At 40.3% G+C, this 22,250-nt stretch carries 19 protein-coding genes and 1 pseudogene; 15 read left to right on the forward strand and 5 right to left on the reverse strand.

All coding sequences use genetic code 11. The features are described 5' to 3' along the window. Window positions 1-796 precede the first annotated feature (796 nt). Complete coding sequence (locus AC2YHV_RS19495; protein ID WP_487373872.1) at window positions 797-3,619, forward strand: peptidase G2 autoproteolytic cleavage domain-containing protein; 2,823 nt, start codon at window positions 797-799, stop codon at window positions 3,617-3,619. Between the two features lie 748 nt (window positions 3,620-4,367). Here AC2YHV_RS19495 and AC2YHV_RS19500 read toward each other — a convergent pair. Next, the gene (locus AC2YHV_RS19500) at window positions 4,368-5,021 is read right to left on the reverse strand and encodes a cupin domain-containing protein (RefSeq protein ID WP_440438635.1); all 654 of its coding nucleotides are present in this window, start codon (window positions 5,019-5,021) and stop codon (window positions 4,368-4,370) included. Between the two features lie 332 nt (window positions 5,022-5,353). Here AC2YHV_RS19500 and AC2YHV_RS19505 point away from each other — a divergent pair, with 332 nt between their 5' ends. From AC2YHV_RS19505 to AC2YHV_RS19520, 4 genes and pseudogenes are all read left to right on the forward strand, one after another. Beyond that, window positions 5,354-7,246 (forward strand): OPT family oligopeptide transporter, encoded by a 1,893-nt coding sequence (locus AC2YHV_RS19505; protein ID WP_063576869.1) that lies wholly within the window; start codon window positions 5,354-5,356, stop codon window positions 7,244-7,246. Then, on the forward strand, window positions 7,236-7,601 hold the full coding sequence (locus tag AC2YHV_RS19510) for a PqqD family protein (protein WP_054396857.1): 366 nt from the start codon (window positions 7,236-7,238) through the stop codon (window positions 7,599-7,601). The genes AC2YHV_RS19505 and AC2YHV_RS19510 overlap by 11 nt, the downstream gene beginning before the upstream one ends. Window positions 7,602-7,814: 213 nt before the next feature. Continuing rightward, window positions 7,815-8,569: pseudogene (locus tag AC2YHV_RS19515) on the forward strand (SDR family NAD(P)-dependent oxidoreductase). Window positions 8,570-8,691: 122 nt separating this feature from the next. Continuing rightward, entirely contained in the window at window positions 8,692-9,312 is a 621-nt protein-coding gene (locus AC2YHV_RS19520; protein ID WP_487373873.1) for a methyltransferase domain-containing protein, read from the forward strand. Between the two features lie 185 nt (window positions 9,313-9,497). On the opposite strand, the gene AC2YHV_RS19525 is transcribed toward AC2YHV_RS19520, so the two are convergent. Beyond that, the gene (locus tag AC2YHV_RS19525; protein ID WP_487373874.1) at window positions 9,498-10,163 is read right to left on the reverse strand and encodes a hypothetical protein; all 666 of its coding nucleotides are present in this window, start codon (window positions 10,161-10,163) and stop codon (window positions 9,498-9,500) included. Window positions 10,164-10,644: 481 nt separating this feature from the next. On the opposite strand from AC2YHV_RS19525, the gene AC2YHV_RS19530 reads away from it, so the two are divergent. Then, window positions 10,645-11,379: an alpha/beta fold hydrolase gene (locus AC2YHV_RS19530; RefSeq protein ID WP_487373875.1), complete on the forward strand. Its 735-nt coding sequence runs from the start codon at window positions 10,645-10,647 to the stop codon at window positions 11,377-11,379. Between the two features lie 728 nt (window positions 11,380-12,107). Here AC2YHV_RS19530 and AC2YHV_RS19535 read toward each other — a convergent pair. Beyond that, complete coding sequence (locus AC2YHV_RS19535; protein ID WP_057278475.1) at window positions 12,108-12,824, reverse strand: GntR family transcriptional regulator; 717 nt, start codon at window positions 12,822-12,824, stop codon at window positions 12,108-12,110. Between the two features lie 279 nt (window positions 12,825-13,103). Between AC2YHV_RS19535 and AC2YHV_RS19540 the strand changes: the two genes are divergently transcribed. From AC2YHV_RS19540 to chbG, 5 genes are read left to right on the forward strand one after another with little or no spacing between them, the layout of a single operon-like run. Beyond that, window positions 13,104-13,412: a PTS sugar transporter subunit IIB gene (locus AC2YHV_RS19540; RefSeq protein WP_063576866.1), complete on the forward strand. Its 309-nt coding sequence runs from the start codon at window positions 13,104-13,106 to the stop codon at window positions 13,410-13,412. A 4-nt stretch (window positions 13,413-13,416) separates the two neighbouring features. Next, a complete protein-coding gene (locus AC2YHV_RS19545; protein WP_048684683.1) occupies window positions 13,417-14,766 on the forward strand; it encodes a PTS sugar transporter subunit IIC in 1,350 nt (449 codons plus the stop codon). A gap of 17 nt (window positions 14,767-14,783) precedes the next feature. Beyond that, window positions 14,784-15,131, forward strand: coding sequence for a PTS sugar transporter subunit IIA (locus AC2YHV_RS19550; protein WP_095678825.1), 348 nt, complete (start codon window positions 14,784-14,786; stop codon window positions 15,129-15,131). Next, window positions 15,128-16,471, forward strand: a complete 1,344-nt coding sequence (locus AC2YHV_RS19555) for a 6-phospho-beta-glucosidase (RefSeq protein WP_098865156.1) — start codon at window positions 15,128-15,130, stop codon at window positions 16,469-16,471. Before AC2YHV_RS19550 ends, AC2YHV_RS19555 begins: the two co-directional genes overlap by 4 nt. Next, on the forward strand, window positions 16,468-17,199 hold the full coding sequence (gene chbG / locus AC2YHV_RS19560) for a chitin disaccharide deacetylase (RefSeq protein ID WP_487373876.1): 732 nt from the start codon (window positions 16,468-16,470) through the stop codon (window positions 17,197-17,199). Before AC2YHV_RS19555 ends, chbG begins: the two co-directional genes overlap by 4 nt. Before the next feature lie 63 nt (window positions 17,200-17,262). On the opposite strand, the gene AC2YHV_RS19565 is transcribed toward chbG, so the two are convergent. Both AC2YHV_RS19565 and AC2YHV_RS19570 read right to left on the reverse strand, forming a co-directional pair. After that, the gene (locus AC2YHV_RS19565; protein WP_063575153.1) at window positions 17,263-18,444 is read right to left on the reverse strand and encodes an NAD(P)/FAD-dependent oxidoreductase; all 1,182 of its coding nucleotides are present in this window, start codon (window positions 18,442-18,444) and stop codon (window positions 17,263-17,265) included. Between the two features lie 38 nt (window positions 18,445-18,482). Further along, window positions 18,483-18,920 (reverse strand): helical membrane plugin domain-containing protein, encoded by a 438-nt coding sequence (locus AC2YHV_RS19570; RefSeq protein WP_057276363.1) that lies wholly within the window; start codon window positions 18,918-18,920, stop codon window positions 18,483-18,485. Between the two features lie 291 nt (window positions 18,921-19,211). On the opposite strand from AC2YHV_RS19570, the gene AC2YHV_RS19575 reads away from it, so the two are divergent. From AC2YHV_RS19575 to AC2YHV_RS19590, 4 genes are all read left to right on the forward strand, one after another. Continuing rightward, complete coding sequence (locus tag AC2YHV_RS19575) at window positions 19,212-19,505, forward strand: hypothetical protein (protein WP_134402162.1); 294 nt, start codon at window positions 19,212-19,214, stop codon at window positions 19,503-19,505. A gap of 398 nt (window positions 19,506-19,903) precedes the next feature. Then, window positions 19,904-20,359 (forward strand): SMI1/KNR4 family protein, encoded by a 456-nt coding sequence (locus AC2YHV_RS19580; RefSeq protein WP_098184618.1) that lies wholly within the window; start codon window positions 19,904-19,906, stop codon window positions 20,357-20,359. 72 nt (window positions 20,360-20,431) lie between these two features. After that, window positions 20,432-21,139 carry a response regulator transcription factor gene (locus AC2YHV_RS19585; RefSeq protein WP_098865062.1) on the forward strand — a complete coding sequence of 236 codons (708 nt, stop codon included), beginning with the start codon at window positions 20,432-20,434 and terminating at the stop codon, window positions 21,137-21,139. After that, complete coding sequence (locus tag AC2YHV_RS19590; protein ID WP_487373877.1) at window positions 21,136-22,197, forward strand: sensor histidine kinase; 1,062 nt, start codon at window positions 21,136-21,138, stop codon at window positions 22,195-22,197. The genes AC2YHV_RS19585 and AC2YHV_RS19590 overlap by 4 nt, the downstream gene beginning before the upstream one ends. Window positions 22,198-22,250: the final 53 nt, after the last annotated feature.

Raw genomic sequence — 22,250 nt, forward strand, 5'->3', positions numbered from 1 at the left:
TTGAGGGTTCAATTTGTAAAAAAACGGAGCCTTCAAAGAAAGGAGTGGATGATGGAGGTTGTCCTACTTTAGTATCAGCAATCTCAACGAGGAAGCGATGAAAGTTGATTGCTAATATTCCATAGCTTGTTGAAACCAAGCGGCGAATGCTTGTTAAAATGGTTTCCGGTATTGTTCACTTACAGGCAATGTACCTGGAAAGAGCAATGCGTTTCCAATCTCCAAAATAAGTTGGTTTTGAAACTGTAGTTGAATTGGATTTAACGTATTTGTTGTACTTAGAAATATGCGAATACGAAAGGCACGATCAACACATTTCGGTTATTTCAATGATGGATATTCTTCTTTCTTAAAGGTTCATTTTTAGATTTGCTTAAGGAATCTGATACTTTAAGATCTTTATTTTTATTAATACCACTTTCCTTATCTCCTTTTTAAATTAGGTAAGAACCATCGTGTTTGATTTTGAATTAATCGAAGATACTTCCAGAAATTTCACATAAAGCGTATCAATATGTTTGGAAGCATCAGCCAATCCGAATTATATGTAAAGAAAGATAAAAGGATTGTGAAGAACGAATGTATAATCGCAATCGCATAAATGCCAGACCAAACCTAAACATGCCGAAATATGATCTCCGTGATAGGCCACTTATTTTAACAACGCATTTATCCAGTCAGAATCCTAAATAGTCTAACTAATTAATGTAGATTGTCTATACCATTTTAAAAAATATGCATAACGTAATAATAGGGTTTTTTATATGAACAAATTTAATAAGAATGGAGAATGTTGATGGCTAATGGATGTAACCAAAATCCAATAGGGGCGTGTTCTGAAGCGGAAGGAATCAATACTACTGCTAATGGGACAGCCTCCCATGCCGAAGGAATAAATACAATTGCCAATGGGACTGCTTCTCATGCGGAAGGAAGTTCCACCATTGCAGGTGGTAACGCTACACACACGGAAGGGTATGATACCGAAACAACAGCTGATACGGCACATGCAGAGGGATCTACTACGATGGCAAGCGGGGTTGCCTCCCACGCGGAGGGATATCTAACTAACGCTATTGCAAATACTTCCCATGCGGAAGGAAGTGAAACAACTGCTACGGGAAACTCCTCCCATGCGGAAGGGTTTCGGACAGCGGCGACAGCAGGTACAGCACATGCAGAGGGATCTTCTACCACAGCAAGCGGGATGGCTTCCCATGCGGAAGGTTTTGAAACTAATGCAATTGGAGCTCAATCGCATGCAGAGGGGAACAACACAACAGCAGCCGGAGCTAATTCGCACACAGAAGGAATGAATACGCAAACAACGATCAGCGGTGTTAACGCGCATGCGGAAGGAGAAGGGAATACAGCAAGTGGCAGGGCTTCCCATGCGGAAGGGGGTGGAGTAGATCAAATGGGTAATCCATTACCTACCTTAGCAAGCGGAGATGGTGCTCACGCAGAAGGCGTAGGGACAACCGCGAGTGGACCTGCATCTCATGCCGAGGGCTTCGATACATCTGCCGGTAATCCTGCTGCCCATGCGGAAGGAATTAGTACAATCTCCAATGGACTTGCTTCCCATGCCGAAGGTGTCAATACAAATGCGAGTGGATTTGCTGCCCACGCGGAAGGGTTAGGGACAAATGCGGGTGGGGATTCCTCCCATGCCGAAGGGGAGGGTTCTGTCTCCAGTGGGCCACGTTCCCACGCGGAAGGGCAAAGTACAACCGCAAGTGGGGAAGCTTCTCATACTGAGGGTAGCAATACAAACGCTATTGGGATTAATTCTCACGCAGAAGGCCAACTTACAAACGCTACTGCAACAGATTCCCATGCCGAAGGATTTCAGACTACGTCCAGTGGATTTGCGTCCCATGCCGAAGGCAATACAACTTTGGCACAAGGTGATAGTGCTCATGCGGAAGGATCCTCTACAATAGCAAGCGGAATAGTTTCCCATGCCGAAGGAATTAGTACAACTGCAAGCGGAGATGTTTCTCATGCGGAAGGTGTCAATACAATTGCCAATGGATTTGCGTCCCATGCCGAAGGCCAGTCAAGAGCTTTTGGATTGACTTCTCATGCGGAAGGCGCTTCGATTGCCAACGGAGCATTTTCTCATAGCGAAGGTTTGTTTACAACTGCCAATGGAGATGCGTCCCATGCTGAAGGGAACAATACAACAGCAGCCGGAGCTAATTCGCACACCGAAGGATTGAGTACGCAAACAACGATCAGCGGTGTTAACGCGCATGCTGAAGGAGAAGGTAATACAGCTAGTGGAAGAGCCTCCCATGTGGAAGGCGGCGGCTTAGATCCATTGGGTAATCCAGCTCCTAACTTGGCGAGTGGAGATAGTTCCCATGCGGAAGGCATCGGTACAACTGCAAGTGGTTTTGCTGCTCATGCGGAAGGGGGAACCCAAGATATTACGTCCCAATCTGGTCCGCAAGCTTTGGGGGATTTCTCTCATGCAGAAGGAATGAATACAATTGCAACTGGAAACTTTGGTGCTCATGCCGAGGGGCAACGAACAATCGCTAGTGGATCAGCTTCCCATGCTGAGGGTTTTCAGACTAACGCCGTTGGACCTTCCGCCCATGCCGAAGGGGCAAATACAATTGCCAGCGGGGCCTTCTCCCATGCAGAAGGTATAGGTACAACCGCTAATGGGATTTACTCTCATTCTGAAGGGGCAGATACAACTGCCAGTGGGCAAGCATCTCATGCGGAAGGACTAGGAACGATTGCAAATGCTGACTTCTCACATACTGAAGGGTTGAATACTACAGCAAGTGGTCTGAATGGAGTTCACGTAATGGGGCAAAATGGTGGACCAGCTGTAGGAGACTTACCTTTTTCATGGTATCTAGTAAACGGTGCGTTGGGTGGAGTCGTTGCCAAAATACTAAACGATGGATCGGCCTGTTTTGAAGGAGATGTATCTGCCAACATCGTTGCACCCGTGGCCTGTGACTTTGCTGAAATGTTTGAAACGTCCAACGGTAAACCGATTGATGTTGGTTATTTTGTCACGTTTGACGGGGAAACTGAAAAAATTCGTATGGCGAATTCATTCGATGATTTTATCGTAGGAATTACTAGTTCGAATCCTGCTGTACTTGCTGATATTCAAGACCCTGAATGTAGTAAATATTTACTGGATGAATGGAACCGGCCTGTCTACGAAGAAGTCATAATTCCAGACGTAACTGATAATGAAGGAAACATTCTAATAGAAGAGCACGAGCTATCAAGAAAGAAACTAAATCCTTTGTGGGATCCATCCAACCAATGCGGTTCAAGGTTAGAAAAACCTGAATGGGTGGCGGTAGGTCTAGTCGGGAAGCTTCTCGTTCGCGATGACGGTACATGTAAGGCAGGCGGTTACTGTCGTCCTTTTAAAGAAGGTATTGCTACAGCTGCAGATCAAGGTTTCAGGGTAATGAAACGTACTGGGCAAAATCAAGTATTAATACTGCTTAATTCAATTCCTTCAATAAAAGAGGTTGATATTGTTGAAAAGTTAGAAAAACTAGCAAAATTAAAAGAACAAGGATTTCTAACAGATGAAGAGTTTCAGATTCAAAAACAAAAATTATTATCGTTATAAGAAGCCTTTACTATTTTAAAATAACAGCATGTTCGCATAACTTGGCTGTTTTTTTTAATAGTAAATAAAATTTAGTCCTAACGTTCTTAACTAACTCAGTAATATCAACATCATCATTATAAATCACTTGATCTATTCGGGAATCTTCACTAGCTGTGCAGCTACTTTTAATTTGTTTAATCCAATAGTAGGCTGCAATGGCTGCAGTCCAGTCAGCTTCCTTCTTAAAGTCTGAACTTAAAACAGGGAAGCTGTCACTTTGTAAAAAGGTAGCCTTTGTAAAGTTTTCTGCTGAAGAGTCCTGATTTTGAATGTGCTAATCTTTCTGATACCACTTTAGCATTTTCTCTGATCTCCAACATTATAGTTGCAATTTTATGGAATTGGATTGAACACTTTGATATCTGTAGGTACCTTTAGAGAAGAAAAGCGCTGAGCCAACAGCAAAATTGAAATGAATCATCTGTTGTTATAGATGGGGGGCAGAACCTCTTATATTATAAGAAGAAACTCGGTAGAATATAAAGAGAAGTATAACTGATTGTATCCAAGCGTACCCTGGATTTTTAATGCCCATAAACCACATTAGGTTACCAACATAATATAAGATGTGGCGTGAAAAACGGATCATGTAATTAAAAGCAATGGAGAACCCTTATGTAATAGGGTTCTCCATTGCTTTTTCGATTCCGATTTATTAGTTGTATAGGCCCTCGAACAGGGGGAATCATGCTCCCAATATCTATCTTCAATAATAATAATACGGGGGATTGGGCTGATATTGATAGTTGTAATTCGGGGCAGGATACATTTGGTTATCATGGTGATTAATATATTGAGGATATTGCTGCATGTCTTCTTCGGCCGCTCGATGGCAGTTGGCTGGCGGACCGATGAATGTTGATGGCTGAACTGGTGCAATTGCTTTTTTCCATTGTTTTTCATCCATGCAATAAGTATGAGCCATAATATTTGCAGGTGTCAATTTCAAGATATCTGAACCGAGGATCACCTCAGGTGTTGGTGCATTAAAGATGGCGAGCAAGTGGGTTTTATCAGCATTAGCCACTTCATAATGCCACCAACCTTGTGGGACGTTGGCTACTTGACCGGGTTTAATGGGGTAATTTTGAATTTGCTTTGTAAATGGATTCAGTAAGGAAACGGTTGCCGCTCCAGAAATGCAATACACTAGCTCCGCTGCATTTTGGTGATAATGCGGTTCTACGACATTGTCTGTACTAAGGTAAATATCTAATAATGAAACATTTTCGAGGGTATTTAATTGTTTAACACCTAATGAGTTAATATAGTTTTGATTGTCTTTTTTCATGAAATTGCTTTTATTGACATCGAAAAAGAATTGTGTGGATGGTGAAGTATAGTCCATATAGGAGACCATGAATTTATCATTCCTTTTTTAAGACTTGATTTTTCAGGATATGTTAAATCTCATTCTAATGTGCACTTAACCAGTGGTTATGTGCCTATCGAGGTGATAAGGGTTGCTGATGATACTTTCATTGAATGAATGATAGACAGTGACTTCGGGTAACGTATTAGTCATGGTTATTATATCAATATTATTTTATATATTTTATAACCGAAACTACTAATCTGATTATTGGATAAAATCAAACTTTTAATAAGCAGAATTTCCCCATTGCGTGACTTTAAATTACAGTGATATAATGTTCTCTGTGATTTTAAAGTTTAACATAGGAAGTGGCTAAATTGTCGAACAATTCAAAAGAGAGTAAATTCGTCCCGTACGTTTCTGCATCTAAATCTCTACCGGAATTGACTGCAACTGCAATCATTCTAGGGATCATTCTTGCAATCGTATTCGGGGCGGCAAATGCATACTTAGGCCTACTTATTGGTTTAACTGTCTCTGCTTCTATACCCGCGGCGGTAATTTCAATGGCCATATTAAGAGGGGTTTTTCGCAGGGATTCAATATTAGAAAACAATATTGTGCAAACGATGACCACGGCAGGTGAGGCTATTGGTGCCGGTGCTGTATTTACCATTCCGGCATTATTCATGTGGGACATGGACGTGAGTCAAGCATTCATCATTTTCGTAGTATTAACTGGGGGATTTTTAGGGGTCTTCATGATGGTTCCCCTTCGCCAGCTTTTGATTGTAAGGGAGCATGAAACATTACCATATCCAGAAGGTACGGCATGTGCCGAGGTCCTGAAGTCAGGAGAAAAGGGCGGTACAAGCGCCAAGCTAATCGGAGCCGGTTTGGTAATTGGCGGTGTTGTTAAAGGGCTTGGTGATGGATTTAAGCTTTTCAAGACAGAGGTTGAAACAGGGATCACGAATTTTAAAAATGCAGTGGTTGGTCTTGATGCCTTTCCTTCCCTTTTGGGTGTAGGGTACATTATTGGACCGCGTGTTGCAGGACAAATGCTAGGTGGGGGTTTATTAGCCTGGGTCGTTTTAATACCGGCCATCAGCTTTTTTGGCGGAAACAATGGGACAGCCATTTTCCCTTCTGATGTACCGATCGGTGAATTGGATGCATGGGGAATTTGGGATAATTATATTCGCTATATTGGTGCTGGTGCCGTTGCGACGGGCGGATTGATCACTTTGATCAAAACATTACCAATACTTTTCAGTTCAGTTATTGATACTCTTAAAGGCGTAAAAGCCAATAAAGGACAACTAAAATCGGGTTCTATCCGTACAGAACAAGACATACCGGCTAAATACGTTTGGTTGGGTACGATCATCTTAATTTTAATCATTGCTTTCACACCTATAACGGATGTAGGAATCATCGGTGCGATTGCAATCGCGATTTTTGGGTTTTTATTCGTGACAGTGGCTTCAAGGGTTGTTGGAATCGTCGGAAGTTCGTCTTCCCCTGTTTCTGGAATGACGATCGCCACTCTATTGATTGTTGCGATTGTCTATAAGGCAACTGGTTTTACTGGTACGACTGGAATGGTGGCCGCTTTAACCGTCGCTGCAATCATTTGTACAGCGCTTGCGGTTTCAGGTGATGTTTCTCAGGATTTAAAAACAGGATATATCGTCGGCGGAACACCATGGAAACAACAAGTTGCCATGATGATCGGTGTTGTTGCGTCCGCTTCTGTCATTGGTTTTATCCTGGTTCTTATGGATAACGCATATACGATGGGTTCTGCAGAACTGCCTGCACCTAAAGCGGCTCTTATGAAAATACTTGCCGAAGGTGTTTTAGGGGGAGATTTACCTTGGACTCTGATCTTTATCGGTGCGGCTATTTCCATTACATTAGAGTTTTTCGGTTTGAATTCACTTGTTGTTGCAGTGGGCATATACTTGCCGGTTCATACTAGTGCGCCAATCATGATCGGTGGATTTATTCGATTCTTCGTTGAGTTCTTCTCGAAAACAAAAGAAGCGCTTAAAGCACGGGTTGACAGAGGTGTATTATTTGCCTCTGGTTTAATAGCGGGTGAATCATTGATTGGTGTTCTTATTGCCATATTGATCGCAGCAGGTGTCCAAGTTCCGGCTGCGGCTAAATTAGCCAGCAATTTGCTGCCATTCTTATTATTCCTTGCTCTAGCTGGATTGCTTTGGTTCGTATCCAGCAAAGGGAAAAAAGAAGATGCTTCGTAAACGCCAATCAAAAAAGAGGAACCTGCTAACCATGGTTCCCCTTTTGGAAAGACGCGTCACTATGGTGCAAGAATCTTCGGAAGCCACTTTTTTGGTCATTCAAAGGACCAATTTTGTGGAAAGAATGACCATTCGTTTCTTAAAACAGCCATCAGTCCGTAAAATCAAGCTTGATAAGTTTGGAGCATATGCCATTAAACAGATGGAGTTCCAAAGGAATGTAAATCAGATCTCTGAAGCGATGAGTGAACATTTTGGTGAGGAAGCGGAACCAGCCTTACCGAGGTTGATGAAATTCCTGGAAATTCTAGAGGTTCATGATTGGATCATATGGGATGATGAAGAAGAAAAATGAAAAAAAGCTGAAGCACTTCTGGGTGCTTCAGTTTTTTCTGTATTGGTACAAAATTTACCACATCTGCATTTTACGAAATTAGACTATAGGCATAATTATTTGTAACTTTATATGCGTTGTATTCTTGTACTGTTAGTCATGATTAATAAAGCAAAACTATTCATATTTTGAAGAGCAGGTGGTTTATCATGGGGAGAGTACAAGGTAAAGTTAGTGACAGGTGGAGCTTCAGGCATTGGGTTATCCATATCCCCACTAATGGCTAAAGAAAGAGCAAAAGTCGTGATTGCTGATTTTAATGAAGCAGGAGCAAAAGAAGCGGCCGAAAACATTAAAAAACAAGGTGGGGAAGCAGCTGGAGTATTTTTGGATGCTGGACAAGCAGACTCCATTTAGGCAGCAGTCGACTTTACCATTGAACAATATGGAACGGTTATGGTACTCGTTAATAATGTGGGTTTAACTAACCTGCATAAAGATCTGGATGTCGTGAACTTAGATTTGGAAGAATGGAAATGACTTATGGACGTGAATTTAAAAAGTGTGCTATTGGGAAGCAGGTTTGCGATTCCTCACATGATTAAAGCTGGAGGAGGTTCAATTATCAATACGGCCTCAATGGCCGGATTTACAGGTGACTCCGTACGATCCGCATATGGTGCGTCCAAGCGGGTGTAGTGAATTTGACTCGTTATATCGCTGCACAGTATGGTAAAGATCATATTCGTTGTAATGGAGTGGCACCAGGTCTCATTTTAACTCCTGCAGCGAAAAATAATATGCATCAGGCCGTACTCGATATTTTTGGCAAATTCAAAGCATTGCCATATCATGGTGAAGCGGATGATATCGGTTATACCGTACTATTCCTTGCATCTGACGAGTCCACATTCATTACAGGTCAGACGATCCAAGTGGAAGGCGGTCATCATATAGCCAACCCAAGCATCTCTGATTTTAATGATTGAGTAACGAGAGCAAAATCCAATTAATTGTCTGGACATTCATATAACAAAACATTACCCTGGATAAGATCAACGCTTTCCGGGGTTTTTAGTTAGGACGCCCTTTATTAAAAAACATGAAGCAGGTGCATATAACAAAGGAAGTAAAAAATTATGATGAAATACTGAACATCAGGACGGAAGGTGAACAAAAAAAATTCAATGATTCTTTGCATTATCATCGATATGAACCTACGCCATACAGCGCATTAGAACATTTATTCAAAGAATATCCACTGAAAAGAAATGATCGCATTGTGGATTTTGGATGCGGTAAAGGACGCTTGAATTTTTTGATCCATCACTTCTATCAATCATCTGTGGTTGGCGTGGAAATGAATGAAAATTTCTATAAAGAAGCGATCGAGAATCTGAATGGCTACATGAAAAAAAGGAAAAACGACAATAACGATATAGAATTCCACTGTTGCTTGGCAGAAGAATATGATATTGATAAGCAGGACAATCATTTTTATTTCTTTAATCCGTTCTCGGTACAGATTTTCATGAAAATCATCAATAACATTTTGCTTTCCTTTGAAAAAGAACCGCGCCAAATCGAACTGATATTATATTATGCTTCACAGGATTATACTTTTTTCCTCGAAAATCAAACCGCTTTCGAGCTGAAAAACGAAGTGATATTACCTGGCTTGACTGAATCTAATCCTTTTGAGAAATTCGTCATATACCAATTGTTATATTGAATGGATACTCGTTTTTCGGTGATAAAAACACCCAAGCAATCTTTCATGGATGCTTGGGTGCAAAGAGTGAAGCCAATAAAGGTGTTTAATATAAAGCGGATTGTAAAATCCTTATTACTTTTTTTTGCATGCTCCTATTCCATTTTTTATCTTTTAATTTTATGCCCTTTTTTTCTAAGGATGAATCACTTTGTATATGGAGAGCGAGGTTCTAGTTTATAGTTTGTAAGCCATAGTGAACATAAAAAAATTAATTCAAATGCATTGGTAACAGCCGAACTTTCTATGGGAATAGGAATGGCACTTCCAACTATCATGACTATAACCCCTAAAAGCATCCAAATCCAACGTGTTCTTATAAATATGTAGATGCTAATCACCAATAATATAAAGGTGACAATAAGCACCATTAAAGGTGGGCCCGAAGATTCCTCACTAACATATCTTAAAACTCCATACTCGTAGATTGATACAAATGTCTTATGCATATTTTCAATAAATTCATATATGATAAGCCCAGCTGTAAGGAAAAGGAAAAAGTAGGGTGCTATCGTTTTTTTTGTAAAAGGAATATGTATCCTTTTTGCCATTCCCCATCCAAACAAGATCAATGTAGGAGTGATAAATCCATGACTCCAGAAACGTAATGCATTTAATGACTTTAACAAAGGCCCATCACCAATGAACTTTCCCGAGGCAATAATTAAGTTATCCACGATAAGCCCGAAAGTAACTAGAAGAAGAAAGCTTGAATACGAAAAGAGTTTGCGGTCCTGTCGAAGTAACACCATTCCCATGATAAAAAGAATCATATAAACGATTGAATAACAAAAATATAAAATAGTATCCAACTACATCACCCCCTATATTGTTTTTTCCGTACTATAATAGAACAAAACAAAAAGTGCCCTTTTAAATATAATTTTAGTTTAATGTTAAATTGTTCAAGAAAGATTGTAAATACCTATATCAGAGAATATAATGGGTAGGTTTTATATGTGGTTTTTATAAAGTATCAAAGGTCTACATAAGAAACTTTATATTTAAACAAGGATGGGAAGCATTGCATCAAAAATGCATATAAATAGCGATATTACTGTTAAGCAGCCATTGAAATACGTGGTAACCACCTTCTTTCGCGCCTTGATTCTTTTTTAGATTAGGTAGAGATGACTTATCCGTCTACATGAGGAAAATGACATAAGCTATTAGAAGGAAGTTAGAAGTAATGTTCGTTTTATATAGCCCATAAGGAAATGAAGAGAAATACCAGTATCTATGTGCGTTAGTAAAAGTACTTAGAAATAAATTTTAGGGATAGTGAGGTATAAAATGAAAAAAGTCATTAAATATATTCTCGTTAGTATATTTGCATTAATGATTATCGCTTTCGGCACCTTTTATATATGGTCAGAACAAACATACAAACCATCAGATGAATTGTATGCGTTAGTTGGAAAGGGGGATATAAAAAAGGAAAATGGGTTTGTCACATTTGAACCAACAAAAACTAAGAAAGTGGGCATTGTCCTGTATCCAGGTGCCAAGGTTGAGCCGGAAGCATACGGATATTATGCAAAAGAATTATCAAAAGAGGGATATACAGTCGTTATCCCAAATGTGAGGTTCAATTTCGCTTTGTTTGATAAAAATAAAGCGATGGAAGCTAAAGATACATATCCAGAAGTGGAGAAATGGTATGTTGCTGGACACTCGTTAGGAGGAGTAGCCGCCTCCGCATATGCTTATGAAAATCCAAAAGAGGTGGAAGGGGTTATCCTCCTCGGTTCATATCCCAGTGACTCGAATGACTTTTCAAAAATGAAAGTTCCTATGCTATCGTTATATGCAGAACATGATGGGCTATCTACAGTAGAGAAGATTTTGAAGACAAAGCACTTACTATCTAAAGAGGCAAACATGCATAAGATAGCGGGAGGAAACCACGGTCAATTTGGTGTATATGGAAAGCAAAAGGGAGATAATGAAGCGACTATCTCAGCTAAGAAACAACAAGAAGAGATGATAGCTGTCACAAAAAAATGGCTTAATCAGAACGGGGATTAAGTATAATTCAGCTTGAGCCATGAGAAAAAGGACCTGTTATTCTAAGATGATGTAGAGATGCCCTCAATGAATTAATTGGGGGCATTTTCATATCGAATTATATTTGGCCTTGTAAACAATGATGCAAAGGGATCCGGTATGCGGAAAAAGGGGGGGGATGTAGACTAAACGACAAGCACCACACCTCCCCGGTCCGGATTATTGCTTTCGCGTTATTTGTTTAATATTATGCTATATTTGTAAATTCACTCATTTAATGAGTGTATTTGTAAGTATGTAAATAATTATCCGGACACACAACGAAAAGAGAGGCAATCGTTATGATTGCCTCTCTCAAGAAGAAAAACGAGTTTGCATGAAGTTTGTTTCAGTTGATTTTAGAAATCCGTTCCCTTTTTCTTCAAAGCCTCATTCAATGCAAGCGGCTGTGGGATCTCGGCTAGCCGGTTATTCGGAGGAGTGGCGCAAATTTCTTCAATCCAATGACGTTTCACCCATTAAAAAAGTAAAAAACATGAAGGGTTACAAAGTCTTCCGAGCCTCCTTTTATCAACAAAAGGGTTTTTATCTAAACTTTAAAACTAAGTTGATTGGAGTCGGTGTTCGAGTCCTCCTACGGAAGGCGAGTGCCTGGAGTGGAATTCAACGTTCCAATCTTACAAAACCCTAAAAAAATCGAGTATGTCTACAGTCCGGGCTGCCTTAATTAATAAGGCAGCCGTCTTATTTCAATAGTTCCGCTCGATGACAAAGTGAGCACGATCGCCTCTAAAGAGAGTTTTAGAGAATTCAATGACCGATCCGTCATTCTCATATGTGTAAGTTTCCAATGAAAAACAAGGTGAGCCGTTCGGTACGTCCAACTTGTCAGAAATGGAATCGTCGGCAAGTGAAAACTCCAAGTGTTCGACCGTTTTTTTTACTTTTAAATTGAATTGTGTCTCAAGTACTTTAAAGAGTGATTTTTCACAGGCTTCGATATTAAGCCCGGGTGTTTTATACCAAGGGAGAAAGGCAATTTCATATTGAAGGGGGATATCGTTTACGTAACGTATCCGTTCCAGTTTATTTACGGGGTCTCCAATATTTTGTTTGAAAAGCTTGGCAAGGGTAGCGTTTGCTTCAATCACCTTTAAGCTAATGACCTTTGTTGAAGGGTTTTTACCTTGCATCGTGACTTGCTCAGAGAATTTTTCAACCGTGCTTGTAAGAAATTGCTTCACTTTATTCTCCGAAACGAAAGTACCTTTGCCTTGGACACGGTAAATATAGCCTTCGACGTTCAATTGCTGTAAGGCCGTGCGAACTGTTGTCCTGCTTACTCCGTATATTTTACAAAATTCAGCCTCAGTCGGTAATTTTGTATTTGTTTGATATTCGCCATTTTTTATGAGATCGATAATCGATTCCTTAACTATGGAATGCAATGCCGCTTCTTTATTCATGGTCTCCACAGTGATTCCTCCTATGCTCATTCCCAATATATACATATAGATTATCTCGGATAAGTACAATAATCAACTTTAATTCACAAATTTGTAGTAACAAATTTAAATTTGTGTTGATATTTTTTCGATTTGTAACTACAATATATGTATGGAGGCAATAATACCCATTTCATCCAAGGGAAGTGATAAAAAAGTAACATCGGTATAAGAAAGAAAACGGTTTCAACTCACTTGAAAATACTGAATAATCAATCATTAAAAAGGGGGGTAATTTCAATGAATATCTTATTATGTTGTTCTGCAGGGATGTCTACTAGTTTATTAGTTACCAAGATGGAGGAAAGTGCTAAAAACCAAGGGGTAGAGTGTCATATATGGGCAGTTGGTTCTACAGAAGTTAACAATGAAATAGATAAGGCCGATGTTATTTTATTAGGGCCGCAGGTTAGATATCTTCTTTCCAAGCTACAGGAAGCGGGGAAAGAAAAGGGAATTCCAGTCGCAACCATCAATCCGATGTTCTATGGACTATGTAATGGTGAAGAAGTGCTAAAACAAGCCACTACTTTAATAAAAGGAGAATAAGGATATGATGACTTTTATTGATAAGTATATTATGCCTGGGGCAGTAAAGGTAGGAAATAACCGGCATTTGCTTGCGATTCGTGACGCATTGATTGGAATGATAGCGATTACAATGATTGGTTCATTCGCCGTCCTGTTTAATAATCTTGGGCAAGTCATCAAGCCTTACGGGAGAATGATGGAGGCAATCTTCGGTCCTGCATGGAATACGCTTGGCGGTGATATTTGGTTTGGAACCTTTGCATTCATGACGGTATTCGCTGTATTCGGCATCTCTTATAAATTGGCACGGTCATACGGTGACGATGGTTTTGAAGCGATGTTGGTTTCCGCAGCCTGTTTCTTTTTATTATTACCTCAAATCGGAAATGTCACTTTAACCATCGATGATAAGGATGTTACTGGCGGGGCCTGGGGTTTTGTAAGCGTAAACTATTTTAATGCTACAGCCCTATTTACAGGAATTGTCGTTGCCTTAATAGCAACTGAAATCTTCGTAAGACTTTCCCGGGTAAAATATTTAGTCATCAAGCTTCCAGATGGAGTACCTCCAGCGGTAGCCCGTTCATTTGCAAAGTTAGTGCCGGGTATGGCAACGATCTTTATCGCTGGCGTATTCGGACTGCTATTCCGTAAAGCTACGGATGGGCAGGTACTGAATGACTGGCTGAGTAAAGTGATTGTATCTCCGTTACAAAGTGCAGTAGATTCATTGCCATTCGCTATTTTACTAGTTTTTCTTGTTCATTTATTATGGATGATCGGTTTGCACGGACCTAATATCCTTGGCGGGATAACGACACCGCTCTTTGAAAGTTCGGGTGTGAAAAATATCGATTTATATGCAAAAGGCGTCAAAGACATGGACCAATACGGCGTATTGGCGGGTTCTTTCCTGGATGCATTTGTATATTTAGGCGGATCTGGTGCAACATTGGGCCTTATCATTGCAATGATCATTGCCGGTCGGAAACGGTATAAACAGATGATTGCACTCGGAGGGGCGCCAGGAGTGTTCCAGATAAACGAACCCATTCTTTTCGGATTGCCTATCGTTCTGAATCCAATGTGGTTCATCCCATTTGTTCTCGGCCCGGTAATTACAACGGTGATATCTTATATCGCAGTAAGCAGCGGAATGGTTTTCCCGATCGTTGCTAAGATTCCATGGGTAACCCCTCCGATTGTGGGTGGATTCCTGGCCACAGGCGGGCATGTGTCTGGAGCGGTCCTGGCTGCAATCAACTTAGTCATTTCAACAGCGATTTATTTACCATTCGTTTATGCTCAAGTGAAGATAGACACAAAAAATGAAACAAAGCTTACAAAAGATTCAGAAACGCTAAGCCTTTAAGAAAGTAGTGATGAAAAATGGAAAAAGAAGAATTATACCAGCTATCCTTTCAATTGATTTTATATAGCGGGAATGCGAGAAGCTTTGCAATGGAAGCGTTGCAGGAGGCAAAGAAGAAGGATTTTGATTCTGCCCGTTTGAAAATCGCCGAGGCGGAAACGGAATTACTGCAAGCCCATAAATACCAAACCCAATTAATCCATGCTGAGGCAGGCGGGGACTCTTTTGATCTTCCCATTATCCTGGTGCATGCACAAGATCATTTAATGACAGCGATGACTATGAAGGATCTTGCAATTGAAATGATCGATCTACGCGAAGAATTCTTACATGCAGATGCTGTGAAGGAGAGGACTGCTGAATGAGCAAGGGGTTGAAGATCGTCACGATTGGCGGAGGTTCGAGCTATACGCCTGAACTGATCGAAGGTTTCATCAAATATCATGAAGAACTTCCTGTGAGTGAAATTTGGCTCGTGGACATCGAAGCCGGAAAGGAAAAGCTTGAAATTGTCGGGAATTTGGCAAGAAGGATGATTGAAAAGGCTGGTGTGAATATTGAAGTCCATCTCACGCTGGATAGGAAGAAAGCGCTTAAAGGCGCTGATTATGTAACAACCCAGCTGCGGGTTGGCCAGCTCGCAGCCAGGGCTCTTGATGAAAAGATTCCATTGAAACACGGAGTGATCGGACAGGAGACGAATGGACCAGGCGGGCTTTTCAAGGCCTTTAGAACGATTCCCGTCATTCTGGATATTGCTCATGAGATGGAGGAATTATGTCCGGAAGCATGGCTGATTAACTTCACGAATCCTGCAGGAATGGTAACGGAAGCAGTTCTCCGTCACAGTAATATTTCCAAAATCATCGGACTCTGCAATGTGCCGATTGGGATGGAACGAGGTGTTGCGGATTTGATGGGTGTAGAACCATCAAGGGTCCGTATCGACTTTGCTGGGTTGAACCATATGGTTTACGGCTTGGATGTATTCGTTGATGGCGAGAGTGTCAAAGATCAAATCATCCAGTTGATTACTGATCCAGCTAAAGCTGTCACGATGAAGAATATCCATGCAATGGGCTGGGAGCCGGAATTCCTTAGAGCGTTGAACCTGTTTCCGTGTCCATACCACAATTACTATTATAAAACGGGTGATGTGCTGGCCCAAGAATTGAAGGATGCGGAAAAAGGGGAAACACGCGCAGAGGTCGTTCAAAGACTTGAAGCAGGTTTATTCGAGCTATACAAAGACCAGGATCTGGCTATCAAGCCGCCGCAGCTTGAAGAGCGCGGAGGTGCGTACTACAGTGATGCGGCTGTGCGGTTGATTTGCTCGATGCATACGGATAAGCGAGATATTCAAGCGGTGAATACGGTCAACCATGGTGCAATTGAAGGCATCCCGTACGGATCGGCGATTGAAACCAGTTGCGTGATAACTAAGGATGGACCTAAACCAATCAATGTAGGAGAGCTTCCTGTCGCTGTCCGCGGATTAATTCAGCAAATCAAATCCTTTGAAAGGGTAGCCATCGAAGCTGCAATTTCGGGGGACTATGATACTGCGTTGCTTGCCATGACGATCAATCCACTCGTTCCAAGCGACCGGGTTGCAAAACTTATCTTGGACGAAATGCTGGAGGCACATAAAGATTATTTGCCGCAGTTTTTTGAAAAAAAGGAGTTGCAGGATAATTTATCATGATTGAAGTCCTTGTAAATGCAGATGATTTCGGGTTAACTAAAGCGGTGAATTATGGGATTTTGGATAGCCACAAATATGGAATTGTCAATTCGGCAACAATCATGATGAATGCGAAAGCAACGGAGCATGCGATTGAAATCGCCAAGAAAACACCCTCGTTGAAGGTAGGTATTCACTTAGTCCTGACATGGGGTAAACCTTTGTTGAGTGATGTTCCGAGTTTGGTTGACGAATCTGGTTCCTTTAAGAGGCAAGGTACGGTATATGGGGATCCTGCCGGCATTTCCTTGAGCGAATTGGAGAGGGAGTGGTCAGCGCAAATCGAAAGATTTTTGGAATTTGGCCTATTCCCGACTCATTTCGATAGCCACCATCATGTACACGGGATCAAAGCATTTCTACCGGTTATTAAAAAGCTGTCAAATAAATATGGATTGCCAGTCCGTAATGCCGGAAGCCACCTTGCAGGGATTCAAACCGTTACAGATGTATTCCTGGATGATTTTTATGGAGAAATGGTGGTTGAAGATTACTTTCAAAACTTGAAAGGGAGAGTAATGGATGGGGAGAGTGTGGAGATAATGACCCATCCTGCATATATGGATGAAGAATTGATGGAGGTCTCCTCTTATAATGATATACGCTTGAAAGAAACCAGAATATTGACAAAGGCTAAATTACCTGAGGGATTTTCACTTAGATTCAGCATCAACCAAGTAAAGATTTGATTTCAAAAGAGGACCATTCATCAAAAGATGAATGGTCCTCTTTTATTGTGCTCTATCTTAGAATTAATAAGCCAGGCTGAATAGGGCTTTGATGTGTGATAGGTAGCGAACATTACTTGCTTCTTTCATCAATGTAGCCGGAAGGCCTTTAAGGGACGTGTTATTGGCCCCAACGGTTGCCACTGCATCCTTACGGCCTAGGCTCGCAAGTGTACCTGAGTTTACAGGTGAGAATTCTTCAAGCTTCTTGCCTTCAAATGCTGCATATAGGTTGTATCCAACAAGCTCACCCATTTGCCAAGCATTTTGTGCAGTAGGAGCATATGGACGGCCGCCTTCTGGAGGGAAAGCAACGGCACTGTCGCCGACAACGAATACGTCTTTATGGGATTTGGATTGCAAATACTCATTGACGGTTGCTTTGCCGCGATCCACTTCAAGGCCTGATTCGCCTACTATAGGAAGAGCCGCAACTCCGCCTGTCCAAACAAGCGTATTGGCCGTTATCGTTTGTCCGTCTTTCAATTCGATTTGATTTCCTTTAACACCCGTTACAGGCAGACCTGTCAGGAATTCAACGCCGCGTGCTTCCAAGCTTGTCATGGCACGTTCGATTAAGTGATCAGGCAGGACCGGAAGGATTTTTGGCCCAGCTTCCACAAGCTTGATTTTCAAATCCTTGAAGTCCACTCCGAACTTTTTGGCGATTTTAGGGAAATGATCCACGATTTCACCGATTAACTCAACGCCCGTCAATCCGCCGCCGCCAATCACGATGGTTGCGTCCGCTTCATTATTCGTTTGAGAATATTCGCGAATGCGATCTTCGATATGTTTGTAAATCTTGTTTGCATCATTTACGGATTTCAAGACCATGCTGTTTTCCTCAAGTCCCGGAATGCCGAAGAATCCTGTTTGGCTTCCCAAAGCAACAACCAGGGCATCATAAGATAATGTGGAACCATTGGCAAGTTTCACTTCTTTATTATCGACCGAGAATGACTCCACTTTGGAAATGACAAGGTCGATATCTTTTCCTTTGAAAAGCTTTTCCAAAGGAATGGAAACGGCTTGTTCAGAAATGGATCCGCCTGCAAGACGGTGTAATTCGGTGATGATTTGGTGCGTTGGAAATTGGTTCACCACTGTGACCTGCACTTCATCCTTTTTGTAATATTCACGTACGGATAAGGCAGATAGTAATCCTGCGTAACCTGCACCTAAGATGACGATTTGTTTTGACATAGTTAATCCCCCGTCCTTACTGATTGAAAGTTATCAAATTATTTTTGGTTTTTACGTTCTGAAGAGACTTCAAGAAAAGCTTGGGCGAAACGGAAAAGCTTTTGTGCTTGCGGATCTTTCAACATTTTTAACAGACCAAAAAGACCGATCACATCATTATTCGCTTCTGCACGATCCTTAGCTTCGATGGCATTTGCCGCAAGCCCTTTCACTGAATGGACTACAGGTGTCGCGATCTCCGAAATGGCGCTGACCGTATCATTTTTCAACACATCATCAGTCGCAACCGATTGAGCGAAATCATAAGACTTTGTTAAAATATTCACTAACTCAGTCAGTTTTGGTAACTGCTCGACTAAAGTGTTCAATGATTCCTGAACCTCAGGCTTTAAAAGCTGATCTAAGATATCCAATTGCTCTTGGTTTGCAGAAATATTAAGTGTTTCATGTTCAGGTTTTGAGATTACATCTACCATATCTAATTCCCCTTTAAACTTAATTATTTTGATTTATGTTTTTTCCGCCGATACTACTAATCATACGACTCTAATCTCTTAATTTCAAATATTTCTTTTGTGATACGAATATAATTTTATCGTAATAATTAAGAGTTATTTGGTGGTTTTTTTGATTTATCTTAATATTCCAAAAGAGTATTAAGATTATTCTGGTTATAATACCTTAAATAAAGAGGGGATTAGAGGCATTCTACCTTGTCATTTCCTATAATAATAAATCTATAGCAGACCCCTTTTTGTTTTGCTATAATGTCCATAATCTTTGACGGAATGGGATTCGAGAATATTTTATCTGATTTAGGGTACATACTATTATCGGAATTGGAGTTGATGCCCTTGGTAGAACGCAGGATGTTAAAGGTACGTGGTGAGATTATCGAAATATCCTCTAGGTATAATGAAAAATATAGTAAATGGAATTGTACAGCTAAAGTTCCTAATAGTTCCATCATTGCTTATTGTCGTGACAAGAATAAGCTTCGTGCTGAAACAGTTTCTATGAGCAGGTTATTAATTACGTATGAAGACTATAAAATTGTTTGATAAATAGAGAAAAGGCGCCCAATCTTGAAGATGAAGTTGGCGCCTTTTTTATAGAATAATATTTTATCTGCGAAATCGGGAATATATCTTCGAAAATGGAAATATATCATCGAAAAATTCTGAATTATCTGCGAAAGTATACGATTTATCGATTTTTCGACAAAACTTCGATTAAAAAAAGCTACTTTCTTAGTGATAAGCAACGAAATTGTCAAAAAATATATCAGAAAATACTGATAAGGATAGTAAAATTATGTTAATATATTCAAAAAAAGTATTATTTTCTAAAGTAATAATGAATAATTTATATTTAAAGGATCTCCATTAAGAAAAGGTATTTCTAAACAGCAATTAGTTCAATTGATTTTACTACAATAAAATGAAATGGAGTCGATACAATGGTGAGTATAACTGGATATGGGAAAGCGAGAGAAGAAGCAGTGAATAATTTTCAGGAGTTTGTGGGTTTTGAAATTCCTGAAGATTATAAACAATTTCTCCTTAAGCATAATGGCGGCACAACTACGGTTCAAAACTGTAAGTTTTATGTAGATGGATTAGACACACTTGTATGCTTACAAGCACTTTATGGATTAGAGCTTCTAGATAAAGAACTGGATTTACAGAAATGGCATGAAGAAAACAGAGAAGACTTACATAAGAATTGCATTATAATAGGTAATGATACATGTGCAGGTAAAATTTTGCTGATAAATAATGAAGAAGAAAAGGGAGTTTATTTCTGGGATCAAGGTTGGTATTCGGATCCATCAAGCCAGGATGAAAACATTTATAAAGTTGCATCGAGTTTTCAATCCTTCATTGAGGGCTTGAAAGTCCCGGAGGAAATCTAATTTTATTGTAATCCCCTTGATTGGCTCATGCCATTCAAGGTTTTTTATTGTCAGGTTAATGAGGAGATAAAAATGTATAAAATATTATTGGTTGAAGACGATCTCAAAATAGCTGGAATCTTGGTCAATTATTTAAAAAGGTACGGGTATGGGGTTTTTGAAGTGAAGCAACTGGACCAAGTTTTTGCGGAGTTCCAAGATATAAAGCCAGATTTGGTTTTATTGGATATTAATCTGCCCTATTATGATGGGTTCCATTGGTGCCGGCTAATAAGGACGGTTTCGAAGGTTCCTGTCATATTCATCTCTGCAAGGACAGATGAAATGAACCAAGTCATGGCCATTGAATATGGGGGAGATGACTATTTAACAAAACCGTTTCATTTGGAAGTGGTATTAGCGAAAATAAAGAGTGTCCTGCGTAGGGTGTATGGTGAATATGCGGATATATCTTCATTCCACCAGCAAGTAAAGGAAATGGAGGGATTAACGCTTTATACGGAAAAAGCGATGATCGAATATCAAGACAATCAGGTAGCGTTGACTCAAAATGAGTTGAAATTATTGAGTTGTTTACTACGACAGTATGACACGATCGTCTCGCGTGAAGAGTTACTTGAAGCATTATGGAATGATGATTCATTTGTTGATGACAATACATTGACCGTCAATGTCACAAGGGTACGGAGAAAACTTGAGGATATTGGCATCAAGCATGCCATAACAACTAGCAGGGGAAAAGGATACCGACTAAAAATAGTGCAAGGTGAAGAAAAGTGAAGCTGAAATCCTTTATTAAAGACCGTCTTTATTTTATTTTTTATACCGTTCTATTGGTAAGCCTGCTTATTATTGCTTATACATTATCCGTTCTGGAAGCGGGGAATCACATATCGATTTCAAATATCATCTATTTAATTATTCTCGCGTTGTTTATGATGCTTCTATTTTTAGCGGCCGATTACATAAGGCATTACCGTTTTCTTAATCAATTAGCAAGAATGAAGCAAGAAACGAGCTTGTCATTTGAATATGTCGAAGCCTTTAGGGAACCTTTGACAAATGAACAAAAGTTGTGGATGGAACTTTTTCAACAAATGAACAAGGTAACCATTGGTCAATTACAAGAACAAATCAAACAGAAGGAGCAATATGAGCTGTTGATTCATCAATGGGTTCATCAAATGAAGACACCTGTTTCAGTCATTTCCTTACTGATTCAAGAAGGCAAAAGGACATTTTCGAATGAGCCGATGAAGGATTATCTTAAAGAGATAGAAGAAGAAAATGATCGATTTCGCAGAGGGCTGGAAATTATATTGCACGGGGCAAGGCTGCAGCGTTTTTCGGAGGATGTAAAATCGGAGCGGGTTGACTTAATTAATCTAGTCAAGCAAGTGATTAACGAGGAAAAGAAACAGTTCATCAAACGGTTCCTATATCCCAGGCTTGAAACGGAGCTTGAGAATGTATATGTGCATTCGGATCGTAAGTGGCTCCACTTCGCCATTAGTCAGGTGGTCTTTAATGCACTGAAGTATTCAAGGCAGGAAGAGCATGACAGCATAACGTTCAATATCATTGAAAAAGAGTCGGAGATTTTCCTTAGGATAACAGATCAGGGAATTGGAATCGTCCCACATGATGTAAAACGGGTGTTTGATCCATTCTTTACTGGTGAGAACGGGCGAGTCAAACAAGAGTCAACCGGGATGGGACTATACCTTGTGAAGGAAATCGTTAATAGACTTGGGCATGTCGTTACCATCCAATCGACTGTATCCGAAGGGACTACTGTGGAGTTTCTCTTTAAGACAAATATCTTACATGAAAGGTGACAGAATTGTAAGGGTGCTAAACGATTATGTAATAAACTTCGATGGGAGCCTCC

It is taken from the genome of Peribacillus sp. SRI_006, from assembly GCF_057586375.1.